The organism is Collinsella sp. AF19-1LB (genome assembly GCF_003459655.1).
Classification (GTDB): domain Bacteria; phylum Actinomycetota; class Coriobacteriia; order Coriobacteriales; family Coriobacteriaceae; genus Collinsella.
Genome location: NZ_QRWO01000016.1, coordinates 1 through 17,066, shown reverse-complemented (window position 1 = coordinate 17,066; position 17,066 = coordinate 1). Strand labels below are relative to the sequence as shown.

Sequence of the window (17,066 nt, the reverse complement as noted above, 5' to 3'; positions counted from 1 at the left end):
GCTGGGGCCAAAGACGCAGCATATGTAGTTGATGTTGAGCGCGAACAGCCCGTCAGTAATGGCCGTCCGCGCTCTACTCTACCCGCGGTGACGAGCGCGGCTGTACGGCGTATCCACCATGGGCAGATTTGGACGCAGCTTGCCGTCAAACGCGCGGTAGGCATTCTGCACGGCGGGCGCCGTGGGGATCGTTGCGATCTCGCCGATGCCCTTGCCGCCGTATGCCACGGGCAGCAGTTCGTCCTTCTCCACGTAGATGGCGTGGATATCCGGAATCTCGGGCGCACGGAACAGCCCGAGCGTGCCGTACCTTGCCTGGGGTACGCAGTCCTTAAGCGGCCAGTCCTCGGTGAGCGCATAGCCCATACCCATGAGCACGCCGCCTTCAATCTGACCTTGGATCGAGATGGGGTTGACCACCTTGCCGGAATCGTGCGCGGCATAGACCTCGCTCACGCGGCCGTCATCGTCCAGAATGACCACGTGCGTGGCAAAGCCGTAGCAGATGTGGCTCTTGGGATTGGGGACGTCGGCGCCCAGTTTGTCGGTCGGCTCCAGATACACGTAGCCAAACTCGCATCCCTCGAGCGCCTTGATGGCGGCCGCGGGATCCTGAGGATGCATGCCCTGGCCGGCGACGAGCTCCTGTGTGCGTAGCTGATAGGCGCGACCGTCGTCGTACTCGATCTTGACGCCGTCACCATGGGCGCTCACCGGGGCGGTAGGCGCAGGCTTGCCGGCCTCGATGCCAACCATGGCATCGCGCAGCAGGAAGGCGGCACCGCGCACGGCCTCGCCGGTCACGACCGTCTGACGCGAGCCAGACGTGGTGCCGGAGTCGGGAGCGTTCTCGGTGGAGCACTCGCCGTTGGCAATGCAGCTCAGCGGCAGGCCGCATGCCTCGGCAACGTCCTGCAAAAAGACGGTGTTACAGCCCTGGCCGATGTCGGACGTGGCGGCATAGACCACGGCCACGCCGTTCTCGACGCGAATCTTGCAGCGGCCGGCATCGGGCAGGCCCACGCCCACGCCGGCGTTCTTCATGGCGCAGGCGATACCGGCGTGTCCGGGATGCGCATAGTAGGCATCTTTGACCTCGAGCAGCGTCTCCTTAAGCGCCGTGGAGCAGTCGGCAATCTGGCCGTTGGGCAAAACCTCGTCCGGCTCGATGGCGTTTCTATAACGAATCTCCCACGGGTCCAGACCGACCTTCTCGGCCAGCAGGTCGATCAGGCTCTCGAGCGCAAACTCGGACTGGCACACGCCAAAGCCGCGGTACGCGCCGGCGGGCGGGTTGTTGGTGTAGTAGCCAAAGCCGCGGATGTCGGTGTTCTGGTACTTGTAGGGGCCGACGGCATGCGTGCAGGCGCGCTCGAGCACCGGGCCGCACAGCGACGCGTAGGCGCCGGTGTCAAAGTTGATCTCGCAGTCCAGACCGGTAAAGTTGCCTTCGGCGTCGCAACCCAGCGTAAAGGTGCCGTCCATGGCATGGCGCTTGGGATGGAACGCGAGCGACTCGGCACGCGTGAGCTTGCACTTCACAGGACGCTGGAGCTTATAGGCAGCAAGCGCGGCCAGGTGCTGGATCGAAACGTCCTCCTTACCGCCAAAGCCGCCGCCCACGAGCATGGTCTCGACGACCACGCGCTCGGGCTCGTTGTCCCAGCCAAACATGTGGGCACACTCTTTGCGCGTGTCGTAGGCACCCTGGTCGGTCGACTGCACCTTGACGCCGTTCTTGTACGGGAAGGCAACGGCGCACTCGGGCTCCAAGAAGGCATGCTCGGTAAAGGGCGTGGTAAAGCGCTGCGTCACGGTGAACGCGCTTTCGGCCAGCGCCTTGGCGGCGTCGCCGCGCGTCACGTGGCGGCTCTGACACACGTTGTCCTTGAGCTCCACCGTGTTGCCAAAGGCAAAGAAGCTGTCGTGCAGGCGTGGGGCGTCGGCGGCCCTGGCCTCGACAATGTTACGCACGGGCTCCAGCGGCTCGTAATCAATCTTTACGAGCTTCTTGGCCTTCTCGAGCGTCGCCTCGTCCTCGGCAACCACCAGCACAATGGCATCGCCCACGCAGCGGGTGATATCGCCCTGGGCGATCATGACGTCCCAGTCCTGGATAAGGTGGCCGACTTGGTTGACCGGCACGTCCTCGGCGCGCAGGATGCCCACCACGCCGGGCAGGGCCTCGGCCTTGGAAGTGTCGATGGAGAGCACGCGGGCGCGCGGATACTTGGAGCGCACGGCGCTGGCGTAGGTCAGACCTGGCTGATCGAGCTCGTCGATGTCGTCGGGGTACTTGCCCTCGCCGAGTACCTTCTTGCGCACGTCGATACGGAAGGCACGCTTGCCCACACCGTAGTCGTCGCCGCGCTCCAAGTCCTCGTCGATCTGCTTTTCGCCGCGGAGCACCGCAGCTGCCAGCGAAATACCCTCGATGATCTTCTTGTAGCCGGTGCAGCGGCAGACGTTGCCACGGATGGCGTACTTGATCTGCTCCTCGGTGGGCTCGGGATCCTCGGCGATGAGCGCAGCGCCCGCCATGACCATACCGGGGATGCAAAAACCGCACTGCACGGCGCCCACGGCGCCAAAGGCGTACACAAAGGCCTCGCGCACGTCCTGGGGCAGGCCCTCAACAGTCACGATGTTGCGGCCGGCGGCAAGAGCGGTGGTTAGCACGCACGCCTTGACGGCCGCGCCGTCTACATGGATGGTGCAGGTACCGCAGGCGCCCTCGGAGCAGCCGTCCTTAGCGGAATGGATGTGCAGGTCGTCGCGCAAGTAGCGGAGCAGCGGCTTGTTCTGAGTCGTCGTGCGCTCGACGCCGTTAACGGTAAAAGTGAATTCCTGTGCCATGGTGATTCCCTTCTACACGCCGGCGGCGATGCCGGTGCGGTCGTGGATGGCGCCATGCGGGCAGACGACAGCGCACATGCCACACGACAGGCAGTCCGCGCCGTCGATATGGGCGCAGTTGTCCTCGATGCGGATAGCGCTGGCAGGGCACTTTTTGGCGCACATGCCGCAACCGATGCAGCTCGTGTCGCAGATCTTGCGCGCAATGGCGCCCTTGTCGGTGTTGTTGCAGCGCACCAGAATGTTCTGGTAGCCGGGAACGAAGGCAATCACGCGCTGCGGGCACGCCATGCCGCACAGGCCACAGCCCGTGCACTTTGAGCGATCCACGCGGGCGATGCCATCGACCAGCGCAATGGCACCGTGGGGGCAGGCCGTGACGCAGGCGCCACAGCCAATGCAGCCTTCGCTGCAGCGGGCGTCGCCGCCTGCGGAGGCGCAACCGCTTCCGCAGGCAACGTAGGCCACGTTATGTTGAATGGATTTGGCCATAAGAGACTCGCCTATTTCTTAAGGAGGTACGGATAGTTGTCGCGCACAGCCCTGATGGTCAGGCGGACGGCCTCGGGAAGGCCGGTGTTGACGGCATCGACCGAGACGGTGCGGACCGTGCCGGCGACGCGGACCTTAAAGTGGTCCTCGTCCACGGCCAGGAAGCCCTCGTTCTCGGAGTTCTCCATGTCCTGCTCGCTCCAGAACAGGGTGAGCTTGTCCTTGTAGGGACGGCCCTCCTGGTAGGGGCAGAACACAGCGCAGTTGCCGCACTCGTTGCACATGCCGTCGACGTGGACGACCTGATGCTTGGCCAGGCCCGGCACCTTAATGGCAACGTTGGCGCGGTTGGGGCACACATCGCAGCAGACCTCGCACACCGAGCCGCAGCCCAGGCAGCGAGTCTTGGTGCAGTTGCGCTTGTCACGGCATAGCGACCCCTTGCGCTCGTAGCAGGTGTCCTCGCGGCCGGCCTGCTCGTTGCAGTCGACGTACTTGTTAAAGTCCACGCCGGCGATGGCGCGGGCAACTTCGGCGGCGTCGGCAATAGCCTCGACCACGGTGGCAGGACCGCGACGGCAGTCACCGGCAGCCCAAACGCCCTCGACGCCGGTGGAGGTGGCGGCAAGGCGGCCGCGACGGTCGTGCTCGACGCCCGCGGCGTCGTACAGGCTGGCATCGATGCCCTCGCCCACGGCGCAAATCACCGTGGTGGCGGGAAGCTCGACGGTCTCGCCCGTGGCGATGGGGCTGCGACGGCCGCTTGCATCCGGCTCGCCAAGTTCCATGACGTCGCAGGTCAGCACGGCGCCGTTGAGCGCCTTGGGCGCCAGCAGCTCGCAGAACTCAACGCCGTCGGCAAGAGCAAGATCGAGCTCTTCCTCGTCGGCGGGCATCTGCTTCTTGGTGCGGCGATACACTAGGCGCACGTTCTTCACGCCAGCAAGGCGCTTGGCCACGCGGGCCGCGTCCATGGCGGTGTTGCCGGCGCCAATGACCACGACGTCCTCGCCCAGCTCGAGCTTCTCGCCCTTCTTGGCGGCCTCGAGGAACTCCAGCACGTCGAGCTCGGCACCCTCGCCCAAGCCCGCAGAGCCGGGCATCCAGGCACCAGTGGCCACGACTACGTCGGTAAAGCCCTGGGCCTTGAGCTCGCCAATGGACTCCACGCGGGCGTTGAGCTGCACCTTGGCGCCAAAGGCCAGACAGAGCTCGGCATCGTGGGAGATATCGTCGCTCGCGATACGGAACTCGGGGATCACGTGACGGACCACGCCGCCGAGAGAGTCGCGGGTCTCGAAGATAGTGACGGGCACGCCGGCGCGCGTCAGGAAGAACGCCGTCGCCAGGCCGGCCGGGCCGCCGCCGATAACGGCAACGTTGCGCTCGCCGTCGTTGGCGATGGCCTGGGCGCGCAGCTTGGGCAGCACGGCGGTCATGGCCTCGCGGGCGGCCTTGAGCTTGCTGGCGCGGATCTGGGCGCCCTCGGGCTCGTAGAATGCACGCTCGCAGGCACGGCCGCAGGGATGCGGGCAGATGGTGCCGGTAATGAACGGCAGGGCGTTGCGCTCGATGATGATGTTGAGTGCGTCCTCGTAACGGCCCTCGTCAACAGCCGCCAGATAGGCGGGGATATCCTGCTGGATGGGGCAGCTCGTGCGGCACGGCGTGGTAAAGCAGTCGGAAAGCGGGCTCTTGCCGGCGACCTTGCGATCGGGCAGCGGGCGCAGCGGCTTCTTGTAGAGCGGGTTGGTGAGCGAGTCGGTCTGAATCGCCGTCACGGCCTCGAGAGAGACGCCCGCGAACGGCTTGCCATCCAGGTCGGTAAACTCGCCGGCCATCTGACTAAAGCGCTCGTAGCCACCGGGCTTGAGCACGTCGGTCGCCAGGGTGACGGGCCAAATGCCGGCATCGTACAGGGCGCGGATGTTGTAGACCGTGGCGCCGCCGGAGTAGCTGATGCGCAGCTTGCCATCGAACTGCTCGGTAATGCGACGGGCGGCCTCGATGGTCAGTGAGAACAGCGAACGGCCCGACATGTACATCTCGGTGGAGGGCAGCTCGTTTCTCGTCACGTCGACGGGGAACGTGTTGGTCAGCTTGACGCCAAACTCCAGGCCGCGCTCGGCGCACAGGGCAATCAGGCGCTCGAACATGGGCACGGCGTCAGCCCACTGCAGGTCCTCGCGGAAGTGCGTATCGTCGAAGACGATGTAGTCAAAGCCCAGCTCGTTCAGACGCTGGCGGGCAAACTCATAGCCCAGCAGCGTGGGGTTGCACTTGATGTAGGTATTGAGGCCCTTCTCGGTGATGAGGTAGGTCGCAATGCGCTCGATCTCGGCGGGCGGGCAGCCGTGCAGGGTAGACTCGGTGATGGAGTTGGAGACGCGCGCCGGGATGGACTCGACAAATGCGGCGTCGACATGCTCAAACTTGTCTAGGTTGGCAAGCGCCCAGGCACGGCACTCGTTCCAGACGTCGGAGCCGCTGGCATCCTTCATGCCCTCGATGTAGGCGTCGACCTTGGGGCTCTTGATGCCCTCCAGGTCATAGCCCACGGACATATTGAAGACAAAGCCGTCCGGGCTACCCAGGCCGTACTCGCGAGCGATCAGGTGGCAGGCGAACCATGCCTTCACGTACTCGGCAAAGGCCTGCGGAACCTCGAGCTCGGTCGACCACTCGCAGTTGTAGCACTCGTCCTGCGCCACAATGCAGGGCTTGTTGACGCAACGGGAAAGCTCCTCGCCGTCCATAACCTGGACGGTCTTGAGCTCAAAGAAGCGAGAACCGGCCACATAAGAGGCCACGATGTTCTGGGCAAGCTGTGTATTGGGGCCGGCGGCCGGGCCAAACGGAGTCTCGATGCGCTCGTCAAAAATGGGAAGCGCGCCCTCCTGGTTGGTCGTGGCCATCTTGCGCACGCCAAAGACGGCGCCCTGAGTCTTGTGCTCCTCGATGATCCAGTTCATCAGCTGCGAAAACGGGATCGGCCTCATGATGTCGCTCATAGTGAGCTCCTCTCTGTAACGCCCGGCGAGACCGCGCGGCGGGCGCAAATACGGTGTAGCGCTAGCACAGCGCCGGCGACCCCGCGGAGGTCACCTATACGCGCGTCGGATGCGGCGAAACATCTGACGCGCGCAAATCTACTTGTAATTAGTAGGCGCGATCGTTGAGCGTGCTCCAGAGCTTCTTGGACTCGGCCATGGTCCACGCGTTGATCTTGTCCTCATCAATGCCAACGAACTCGCGATCCTTGTACAGGACGCGGCCGTTGATGATGGTGGTGCGGCAGTTTTTGCCCATCATGCCAAAGAGCATGTGGCCGTCGATGTTCTCCTCGCTCAGCGGCGTAAAGGGCTTGTAGTCCATAACGATGACGTCGGCAGCGGCGCCGGCCTCGAGCACACCGAGCTTGCGATCGAAGTACTTGCTGGCCATCTTGGCGTTGTTCTCGAACAGCATGGTCATGGCCTCGCACCAGCCCACGTTGGGCATGGCGGCGTTGTGGCGCTGAATGATCAGGAAGACCTTGAGGCTCTCGAGCATGTCGTGGGTGTAGGCGTCGGTGCCCATGCACACGGGGATGCCGCGGCGGAAGAACTCGAGCACGGGGGCGCAGCCCACGGCGTTGCCCATATTGGATTCGGGGTTGTTGACGAGCCAGGTACCGGACTCCTTGACGATATCCATCTCGGCAGGCGTCACGTGGATGCAGTGGCCGAGCATGGTGTCGGGACCCAGCAGATTGTGCTGCAGCAGGCGCTCGACGGGGCTGATGCCGCCGCGGTTGAGGCGGGAGTCCCACACATCGTTCATGCCCTCGCACACATGGATGTGGAAGCCGGTCAGGCCGTTGTTGGCCTCGGCCATCTTGTCCATGGTCTCGTCCGACAGCGTAAAGGTGGCATGTCCGCCAAACATGGCGGCGATCATGTGGTTGTCGTTATCGCGACGCTCCTTGGCGGCCCACTGGGCAAACTCGGCGTTCTCGGCAATGGCCTGGTCGCATTTTTCCTGGCCGCGGCGATCGGAGACCTCGTAGCACAGGCACGAACGCATGCCCAGATCCTGAGCGGCATCCTTAATGGTAAAGAGGCTTCCCGGAATCTCGCAGAAGCTCGCATGGTGATCGAAGATCGTGGTGACGCCATCGCGGATGGAGTCAAGAATCGTGGCATAGGCGCTGGCCTTGGTGCCGTCGAGCGTCAGGTTGTCGTCGATCTTCCACCACTGCTGCTCAAGATTCTCCAGGAAGTTGGTAGGGTTACAGCCCTTAATGGCAAGGCCGCGGGCCAAACCCGAGTAGATGTGGGTGTGGCAGTTGATGAGTCCGGGCATGATGAGGTTGCCCCGGGCGTCGACGTACTCGGCATCCGGGTACTTGGCCTTGAGCTCGCACTCGGGGCCCACTTCGACGATCGTATCTCCGTCAATGGCGACCGCACCGTTTGGAATGAACGGGGTCTGAGCATTGCGGGTAAAGACAGAACCGTTAGCGACCAGAAGCATGGATGCTCCCTTCAACATCAGGGGCGGGGTTTGACACCTCTGACATGGCGGAGTGCGAAGCGCCGGCCTACACCGGAAACGGGCCCTCTCCCGTCAACGCTTCACCAAAGGGACAAACCCTTTGAAGTGCGGCTTGGCGCCGCATGACGTCGGCGGACGAGGCGATGCGCCCGCCGACGAATAGCACCGAATTGGCTACTTCTTGCTCTCGGGCAAGACCAGATCCACGGCAGCGTCCTTGGCAGCATCGATGTGCTGAGCCACGACCGGCGTCTGCGGAAGAATCAGGTTAAGGACGATGGCCATGATGGCGGTGGGGGTTACGGCATTGGAGCCGATGACGGTGGACACCCAGGCGGGCATACCCTCACCGGCAAGGCAACCGCTGGCCATCCAGATACCCAGGCCAAAGACGACGGAGGTACCGACGATGGTGGTAGTGCGCTGCGTGAGGCCCTCGCGGGTGAACATGCGCACGCCGTTCATGGTGATGGTGCCAAACACGCCCACGGTAGCACCGCCGATGACGGGCTGCGGGATAGCGGAAAGGACGGCAGAGAGCTGCGGGAACAGACCGGCGATGGCAAAGACGGCCGCAATGATCACAAAGACCCACTTGTTGACGACCTTGTTGGAGCAGATGATGCCCACGTTCTGGCCAAGGGCGCTGGTGGGAAGACCGCCCAGCAGGCCGCCGACCATAGAGGTGAGGCCCTGGGACACGATAGCGCCGGAGAGCTCGCGCTCGGTGGGCATACGGTCGATGGAGCCCAGGCAGGCGGCGGAGACGTCGCCGATAACCTGGATGGCAACCATGGGGAACACGACGGCGAGGGTGATGCAGACCTCGGGGTCAAACTCGAGCGCGTAGGGCATGAGCTTGGGAAGGGCGAAGACCTGAGCGGTGGCGACGCTGGAGAAGTCGATCATGCCAAAGGGGATCGAAACGATCATGCCAACGATCATGCCAAAGAACACGGATCCCAGCTTGAGCGTGCCCTTGCCAAAGTTGGCGAGCGCAAAGACCACGGCGAAGGTGATAAGAGCGACGCACCAGGCCTGCGGAGTGCCCCACAGCGGCGTACCCATACCGCCGGCCATGTACTTGACGGCCGTGGGATAGAGAGAGACGCCAATGGAGAAGATGACCGTACCGGTCACGACGGGCGGGAACAGCCACTTAATCTTGCTGTAGGCCAGACCAAAGAGGACCGCGACGGCACCGCCGACAATCTCGCCGCCCAGCAGCGCACCAAAGCTAAAGCCCGAGGCACCCATGGCCTGCAGGGCCGGCAGGAACGCGAACGAGACGCCCATGACGATGGGCAGGCCGCCGCCGATGCGGCGGAAGGGAGCGAAGGCCTGAAGGGCCGTGTCGATCGCCGAAAGAATGAGCGCGACCTGGATGATGTCGGTGCTCTGCTGGCTATTAAAGCCGTAGACGCCGGCCATGATGACCGCCGGGGTAATGATGCCGGCAAACGATGCCAGTACGTGCTGAAGGGCACACGGGATCATTTCCTTAACGGGCGGCATGCCTTCGCGAGTGAACAGGGCTTCAGTGCCGTTCGTAACCGTCTCCTGGGCCATTTGACCACCAATCCTCGAAGTAGTTGTTTTCGCATCTAACGCTCTATTGTGACGCAGTGCGGGGGTGAGGTTGTGCCTTCGTTGCATATCGTATTAAAGATTTTTCTCATTCTCAATAATAATTTTTTGTTATCAGACTGTTCTTGAGCTGGGATTATGCATTTCCGCAGGTCAGGAAAGTGTCTTGTCAAAATAACATCTAACTTTTCTTTTGGTCGACCGTTTACCGCCAAATTCCTACCGCTCGTCCGTATTACGCAATGTACCTGCGAATATGCGAGTCAATAGACACCGTGTTACCATGAGAAAAAATTGTTATGAACATTTCCGATTTCATCCCAAGGAGTTGCCCGTGAACGAGACCGTACGTCGCTTTTTGCCGATGGTCGATTTCCTTGAGCAGATACTCGGCAAAAACAGCGAAATCGTGCTGCACGATTTCTCGGATCCCGACCATGCCATCGTCGATATTCGCAACGGCATCGTAAGCGGCCGTAAGGTCGGCGGTCCCGCCACCGATCTGGCGCTCAAGATCATGCACGACCCCAAGTATCGCGACCTGCCGTTTATTACGGGCTACGAGGGGCGCGGTGCCGGTGGCAAGACACTGGAGTCCGCGACGTACTTTATCCGCGAGGATAACGAGATCGTCGGTATGCTCTGCGTCAACACCGACCTCTCGACCGTGCGCTCCATCAACGCCATGGCGCAGCAGCTCATGGCATGCTTCGACGCTGTGCCAAGGCAGGCGGAGCCCGCGTCTATCGAGGTTGAAAGTCTTTCGGAGTCTACACAGGAGCTCATCGACCGCAGTATTTCCGAGCTGCTCGAAAGCCGCGGGCAGGATGTCGCCTCGCTCGGGCAGGCCGATCGTGTGGACGTTATTCGCCACCTTAACGGCAACGGCGTTTTTATGCTCAAGGGCGCTGTTGCCTGCGCCGCGACCGCACTCGGCATCTCGGAGCCCAGCGTCTACCGCTACCTACAAAAAGTTCGCAAGGAAGGCTAACAAGCAAAATGGAGCGCGGCTCCATAAGCGATCCGTCACTTGACAAAAGACCCTGCAGCTCGCACGCGCTGCAGGGTCTTTTTGCATGTCATGTTTAGTTGTGGCCAACGCCTTAGAGAGCGGCGACGACCTCGATCTCGACCAGACCGCCAGCCGGAAGGGCGGCAACCTGGAAGGCGCTGCGCGCGGGGAACGGGGCCTCGAACTTAGAGGCGTAGATCTCGTTCACGGCGGCGAAGTCGGCGATGTCGGCCAGGTAGACCGTGGTCTTGACGACATCGGCAAAGGTGGCGCCGGCAGCGGTCAGCAGGGCCTCGACGTTGGCGAGGGACTGCTTGGCCTGGGCCTCGACGCCCTCGGGCAGCTTGCCGGTTGCGGGGTCGATGCCCAGCTGGCCGGACAGGAACACCATGTTGTCGGTCTGGATGCCGGGGGAATACGGTCCGATGGCTGCGGGTGCGTTATCGGAAGACACGACGGTCTTGCTCATGTTTTTCTCCTTACGATCAGTTGAGAGAGCGTGAGCGCGGTGTTCACACCGGGAGGCACAGTTCGGTCTGAACACCGCGCTTGATTGGGATAGTAACCAAGGATTTCGCGCTGTGCAAGAATTTTATTATTGTGCGAGAAAGATTTATCGCCCAACGGTTTCTCCGAACCGCCGAACGGTTCTGTTCTGTGGCAGCCACCCCAAGCTGCTGAAGACTTTATCCCGCTTGGACCACGGGCATCGCCTGTCGCGCCAGCGCCACTATACTTTTGAGTATCTGAGCATTTTGAAAGGCAGGATATGACCGCAACCGCCAGTCGAACCACCAACCGCAGACCCGAGCTCTTGGCCCCCGCCGGAGGCCCGGAACCCTTTGCCGCCGCACTCGCTGCCGGGGCAGACGCCATCTACTGTGGCATGGGCAGCTTCAACGCCCGCCGCAAGGCAACGAACTTTACCGACGAGGCCTTTGAGCAGGCCTGCCGTGCTGCACACCTGGCCGGCTCGCGCGTCTATGTCACGGTCAACATCGTCATCAAGCAGTCCGAGCTGGGCGACGCACTGCAACTCATCCACCGCTGCTCCACGCTGGGCGCCGACGCCTTTATCATCCAGGACTGGGGCCTGTTCTTTGAGGTCAAGCACACCATGCCCGGCATCGAGACACACATCTCGACCCAGGCGAACATCCATGATGACCGTGGAACCATCTGGTGCCGCGAGCAGGGCGCTGACCGCGTGACCCTCTCGCGCGAGCTTTCCATCGACGAGATCGCCGCCATTCACCATGCCGCGCCCGATGTGGACCTTGAGGTCTTTAGCCATGGCGCCATCTGCTTTTGCTACTCGGGCCTGTGCCTGCTATCGAGCTTTGCCATGGCGGGCCGCTCGGCCAACCGCGGCATGTGCGCTCAGCCCTGTCGCCTGCCTTACGAGCTGATCGACGAGAACGGCCGCGCGCTCTCCCCTGCCGGACGCGAGCGCGCTCTATGCCCGCGCGACACCAACACTTCGCAGCTCGTTCGCCGTCTGTATGACGCCGGCGCCGCATCGCTCAAGCTCGAGGGCCGCATGAAGGCGCCCGATTACGTGTACTCCATCGTCGATGTGTATCGTCATCAAATCGATGACATGCTGGCCGGGGTCGCCGTAGATAAGCACGAGAACGCCGCTCGCCAGCGCCAACTCAAGCGCTGCTTTAACCGCGACTTTACGCACGCCTATCAGGACGGCACCTCGGGCGACGAGATGATGAGTTACGAGCGCTCCAACAACCGCGGCCAGATTGTGGGCACGGTACTGGGCAGCCGCCTGGCCAACCGCGACGTGCGCGGGCTCAAACCCGACGATCGTCGTCGCCGCGCCGCCATCGCCCGCATTGAGCTGTTTGAGCCCGTGGGCAAGGGCGACTTGTTGGAACTTCGCCACGACGACGAGTTCGATCAGTTCCTAACCACTATCGCTACCGATGATGCCGCCGCCGGTGACATCATCGAATGTCGCGTGCCCCGCAGCATGCCCGAGGGCTGCCGCGTGCGCATCATCCGCAGCCAGCGCGCCATCGACGCCGCCGGCGCCGCGCTCAAGCGCGACGTGCTGCGCCGCCGCGCCGTTGATGTAACCGTTGTGGCGCGTTTGGGCGAACCGTTTGTCGTCACGCTCACCTGCTGCGACGCCCCATCGCTTACGGCCACGGCCACGGGCTTTACCGTCGAGGCTGCCAAGACCCGCGCCGTCGAGGCATCCGATCTGGTTGAGCATGTGGGCCGCATGGGCTCCTCTCCCTTTGAGGCCGCGAGCTTTGATGTGGCGCTCGATGAAGGCTGCGGCATGGGCTTCTCCGCTGTGCACAAGGTACGCACCGCCGCTTGCAAGGCGCTGGAAAAGGCCATTCTGGCGCCGTACGAGGAGCGTGCCCGCACGCTCGAGCTGCCGGCGATTGTCACCAGTGATTCCCGCCCCGCGCCCGAGCACTACCGCGATGAGCCGCAGATCTGCGCCACCGTCACCTCGCTCGAGGCCGCCGAGGCCGCTCGCGCCGAGGGTGCAACGCGCATCTACATGACCACCGACGCGCTCGATGCGGCCGAGCTCTCCCCCGCCGATGCGCTTGAGCAGGGCATCGTACCCGTACTCGACGAGGTCTGCCGCGCCGTTGACCACGTACGCGTCGACCCGTGGGTTGTTGCCGGCGCCACGGTCGCTATTGGCAACATCTCTGAGCTTGCCCTGGCCGCCCAGGTTGGCGCCACGGCGGAGATCCGCTCTTGCCTGCCCGTGCACAACACCCCTTGCATGGAGGCACTTGCCGAGCGCGGAGCCGGCGCGTTTTGGCTCTCGCCCGAGATCACGCTCGACGAGATCGTCTCGCTTGGCACCTCCGCGCCCGCAGCCCTGGGCATCACCGTGTTCGGCCGCCCGCGCGTTATGACGAGCGAGCACTGCATCCTGCAGGTGGCCAATGGCTGCATCCACGATTGCGCCAACTGCCGTCTGCGCGCCCGCAAGCTGTCGCTCAAGAATATCGACGGCAAGGTCATGCCCGTGCGCACCGACATCCATGGCCGCTCTCGCTTGTACGACGCCTACCCCATCGACCTCACGCCGCAGGTGCCACAGCTGCTCGACGCCGGCGTCCGTCGTCTTATGGTGGACGGCACGCTGCTCGAGACGGATGAGTTGGGCCGCGCCGTCGCACGCGTCCGTCGCGCCGTCGAGGCCGCGCAGGCCGGCCGTAAGCCCGCCGCCCGCCTGCGCGGGGCCACCTCGGGCTGCATGTTTGTGGGAATTAGCTAACCGAAAGGCTTACACGTGAACGAAGAACCTCAAGTCCTCTACTGCGACGCCTGGCTCATGGCCATCGACAAGCCCGCCGGCATGATCGTCCACGGTGACGGCACCGGCGAGCGCACACTTACCGACTACGCCAGCGACCTGCTGCTGGCGATGGGCGACGGCTTTGCCGCGACCGACATGCAGCCGCTCAATCGCCTGGACCGCAACACCACCGGCGTGGTGCTGTTCTCGCTCGACAAGCAGACGCAGCCCGCCTTTGACCAGATGGTCATCGACCACGCATTCGAAAAGCACTATCTGGCGCTCGCCGAGGGCAAAATCGACTGGAACGAGAAGCTCATCGACAAGCCTATCGCCCGCGACCGCCACGATAGCCGCAAGATGCGCGTTGGCGCCAGCGGCAAGCCATCTCAGACGCGCGTCAAGGTACTCAAGCGCCTTAAGAGCCGCCGCGGCCTGCCCACGCGCTCGTATATTGATGTCGAGCTGCTCACCGGCCGCAAGCATCAGATTCGCGTGCACCTGGCAAGCGAGCATCATCCCCTGGTTGGCGACGACCTGTACGGAACGCCGCGCCCCTGCGGCCTCATGCTCCATGCCCACAGCGTGTCCTTTACGCATCCCGTAACCGGCGAGCACATCCACATCGAAGCCCCTTGCCCCTGGGAGCCCTAAACCACCACAATGGGAACAGGCACCTTTATGATGGTTTTGCCGCGATGGCTCAGCCGCGGTCCCAAAACGTCTCGATCTGTAACAGTTAGAACCCATTTTCCGGTCTATCTGTTACAGATCGAGACATTCGAATCCCCTCAAGGGAATAATCTCAATCTGTAACAGTAACTCGGCAAAATCAGTCCCAGATGTTACAGATTGAGACAAAGGGACGGCGCGGTTCGTAAGTATCTCGATCTGTAACATCTAGCCTGCTTTTAACGGTCTGGTTGTTACAGATTTAGATAAACCGGTAGACAACAAAAGTGGCAGCGCCCGGGATGGTCGTTGCCGCTTTTCCATTGACCCACCACAAAGGTGCCTGTCCCCTTTGTGGTGGTTTTGGCCTTGCCCCGCCGCTAGACCGTGATGACGTTGTCCATCGTCTGGTACTTGGCAGGCACCTCGCCCGCGGTGATGATCGTCGCGTCGCGGAAGTCCGCGAACTTGACGGGTGCCACCATGCCAAATTTGCTGGCATCAGAGATTACGAAGCGTTTGGCCGTATGGCGCATCGAGATGCGCTTGACCTGTGCCTCCTCGATATCGGGCGCCGTGAAGCCCTGCTCGGCGGCAATGCCGTTAGAGCCCCAAAAGCCGCAGTTGAAGTTGTAGCGGTCTAGAGTTGCCAAGGCATCGGGGCCAACGAGCGCCTCGGTCTCGGGTTTGAGCTCGCCGCCCAGCACCACGGTACGCATACCGCGCAAAGCGAGATGCTGAGCATGGAGCACGGAATCAGTCACATAGGTGACCCCTTCGAGATGCGGAAGATGCTCGATGAGCCTGAGCGTCGTCGAACCCGAATCGATGTACACAAAGCTCTCGGGCTCTACCAGCGCCGCCGCACGGGCGCAGATACGTTCCTTGTCGTCGTTATGGAGATCGCTGCGCTCATTAAGCGTTAGGTCGCGCGTCACGTGCGCGCGCTCCAGACTTGTCGCGCCTCCGTGCACCTTGGCGATACGGTGTGCTCGGTCGAGCGTCTGCAGGTCGCGCCGAATGGTAGACGCCGTCACGCCCAGGGCTTCGGCAAGCTCCGGCACGGTAACCGAGCCGGTCTGCTGAACCATCGACACGATCGCGTTGAGCCTATCTTCCGCTAGCATCGCTTACTCCTCCTCGGGGTACACGACTCCCCAGTCGGCGCGTAGCTTGGTCATCAGCTCCATAACATCAGAAGCATAGCCCAGAAGCTCACGCTTAGAGTCGTCGCCGGCAACGGCCTTCTCAAGATCGGCCATCTCATAGCAAAGGGCGTAAGCCTCGGTGCCGGCGTGGACCTCCTCGCGGTGGCCGTCCGCAGTCCACACGATGGTCGCGTGATCGGCGCGCGGATATTCGTTGACCTCGATGTAGCACTTGTCAAAGCTGATGACCGAGCGCTTGGGTTGCTTGGAGTGAAGCGTAAGGCTCACGACGCCCAGCTGCTGCTCGGCATTGCGGCAGACGATGCCGCCCGCAACATCGACGCCAGTCTCGCAGGTGTTGCCTAGAGACACGACCTCGGCGGGCTGGCTCGCCATAAACAGGCGCATGACGGACAGGGCATACACACCAATATCGAGCATGGCACCGCCGGCAAGACTACGGTTGTAGAAGCGGTTAGTCAGGTCGCCGTACTCCTTGTAGCTACCAAAGTTGAGTTGAGCGAGGTTCATGCGGCCGAACTCGCCGGCATCCATGCGGCGACGCAGCTCTTGATACAAGGGCATGTGGAGCACCGTGGTAGCGTCCATAAGGACCACGTTGTGCTCGGCGGCAATGGCACGGGCCTCATCGAGTTCAGCGGAATTGAGGGTAATGGCCTTCTCGCAGAGCACGTGCTTGCCGGCTGCCAGGGCAGCGCGCAGATAGGTGATATGAGTGTTGTGCGGGGTGGTGATGTAGACGGCGTCGATGCCCGGATCGGCGTAAAGGTCCTCGACCGTGTCATAAACCTTCTCAACGCCATACTGCTCAGCAAAAGCCTGAGCCTTGGACAGCGTTCGGTTGGCAACGCCCGCGAGCTTGCGGCCGGCAAGGGCGAGAGACTGAGCCATCTGGTTGGCGATAACACCGCAACCGATCACAGCCCAACGAAGCTCGGGGGCCGTAAAGATATCGTCGGGGAACGGCTTGTCCTGGACCGAAGCGAACGCTGCTTTGGCGGCTGCCGCCGCGTCGAGCGGAGCCTGCTTGGAATCTGCCATTATGTGCCTCCTGTGTCATAGAACGCCTTGCTTTCTGACAGCTCTATATTCGCACAAACACGCGCGTCTGTGCGCGTTTGTGCGTATCTCACCGCTAAACGGTCATTATTGTCCCGAAAACGGCACATATATACGCGGTAGTGCGCAATAGAACGCAAGAGAACGCGCACAGACACGCAAGCATGCAATTTACAGAGCACGACGCGCGACCGATATTGGCTCTTAGGCGGATGAGAATCTATGCTTGATGCATCCAGTAGGTTGATCCCCGATACGTCTCAGGCCGAAGATTTGCACAGGAGATATCGGTCGAAAGGACCCTAGGAACGCCATGAAGATCGCCCTGCCCGCGAAGGACCTTCCCCAACGGCTAACCCACTCATTTGAACTGCATCCCATTTCTTGGACTTTGAAA

Annotated in this window: 11 protein-coding genes; 3 read left to right on the top strand and 8 right to left on the bottom strand. The window is 62.4% G+C overall.

Annotation, left to right across the window (positions count from 1 at the left end; all coding sequences use genetic code 11):
* Nucleotides 1-78: 78 nt before the first annotated feature.
* The 5 genes from xdh to DWX39_RS05860 form a co-directional block, all read right to left on the bottom strand.
* Complete coding sequence (gene xdh, locus DWX39_RS05880) at nt 79-2,856, bottom strand: selenium-dependent xanthine dehydrogenase (RefSeq protein ID WP_117758826.1); 2,778 nt, start codon at nt 2,854-2,856, stop codon at nt 79-81.
* Between the two features lie 12 nt (nt 2,857-2,868).
* A complete protein-coding gene (locus DWX39_RS05875; protein ID WP_117758825.1) occupies nt 2,869-3,348 on the bottom strand; it encodes a 4Fe-4S binding protein in 480 nt (159 codons plus the stop codon).
* 11 nt (nt 3,349-3,359) lie between these two features.
* Nucleotides 3,360-6,359, bottom strand: a complete 3,000-nt coding sequence (ygfK, locus tag DWX39_RS05870; protein WP_117758824.1) for a putative selenate reductase subunit YgfK — start codon at nt 6,357-6,359, stop codon at nt 3,360-3,362.
* Between the two features lie 148 nt (nt 6,360-6,507).
* Nucleotides 6,508-7,863: a putative aminohydrolase SsnA gene (ssnA, locus tag DWX39_RS05865; RefSeq protein WP_117758823.1), complete on the bottom strand. Its 1,356-nt coding sequence runs from the start codon at nt 7,861-7,863 to the stop codon at nt 6,508-6,510.
* A 195-nt stretch (nt 7,864-8,058) separates the two neighbouring features.
* Nucleotides 8,059-9,453, bottom strand: coding sequence for a uracil-xanthine permease family protein (locus tag DWX39_RS05860; RefSeq protein ID WP_055252519.1), 1,395 nt, complete (start codon nt 9,451-9,453; stop codon nt 8,059-8,061).
* 352 nt (nt 9,454-9,805) lie between these two features.
* Between DWX39_RS05860 and DWX39_RS05855 the strand changes: the two genes are divergently transcribed.
* The gene (locus DWX39_RS05855; protein ID WP_231500731.1) at nt 9,806-10,462 is read left to right on the top strand and encodes a transcriptional regulator; all 657 of its coding nucleotides are present in this window, start codon (nt 9,806-9,808) and stop codon (nt 10,460-10,462) included.
* A gap of 112 nt (nt 10,463-10,574) precedes the next feature.
* Here DWX39_RS05855 and DWX39_RS05850 read toward each other — a convergent pair whose 3' ends face one another.
* On the bottom strand, nt 10,575-10,952 hold the full coding sequence (locus DWX39_RS05850; RefSeq protein WP_117758822.1) for a RidA family protein: 378 nt from the start codon (nt 10,950-10,952) through the stop codon (nt 10,575-10,577).
* Between the two features lie 300 nt (nt 10,953-11,252).
* Between DWX39_RS05850 and DWX39_RS05845 the strand changes: the two genes are divergently transcribed.
* Nucleotides 11,253-13,748, top strand: coding sequence for a U32 family peptidase (locus DWX39_RS05845; RefSeq protein ID WP_117758821.1), 2,496 nt, complete (start codon nt 11,253-11,255; stop codon nt 13,746-13,748).
* A gap of 15 nt (nt 13,749-13,763) precedes the next feature.
* Nucleotides 13,764-14,423: an RluA family pseudouridine synthase gene (locus DWX39_RS05840; RefSeq protein WP_233508892.1), complete on the top strand. Its 660-nt coding sequence runs from the start codon at nt 13,764-13,766 to the stop codon at nt 14,421-14,423.
* Between the two features lie 398 nt (nt 14,424-14,821).
* Here DWX39_RS05840 and DWX39_RS05835 read toward each other — a convergent pair whose 3' ends face one another.
* Together DWX39_RS05835 and DWX39_RS05830 are read right to left on the bottom strand one after the other, a co-directional pair.
* Entirely contained in the window at nt 14,822-15,568 is a 747-nt protein-coding gene (locus DWX39_RS05835) for a DeoR/GlpR family DNA-binding transcription regulator (protein WP_117758820.1), read from the bottom strand.
* 3 nt (nt 15,569-15,571) lie between these two features.
* A complete protein-coding gene (locus DWX39_RS05830; RefSeq protein ID WP_117758819.1) occupies nt 15,572-16,651 on the bottom strand; it encodes a Gfo/Idh/MocA family protein in 1,080 nt (359 codons plus the stop codon).
* Nucleotides 16,652-17,066 lie beyond the last annotated feature (415 nt).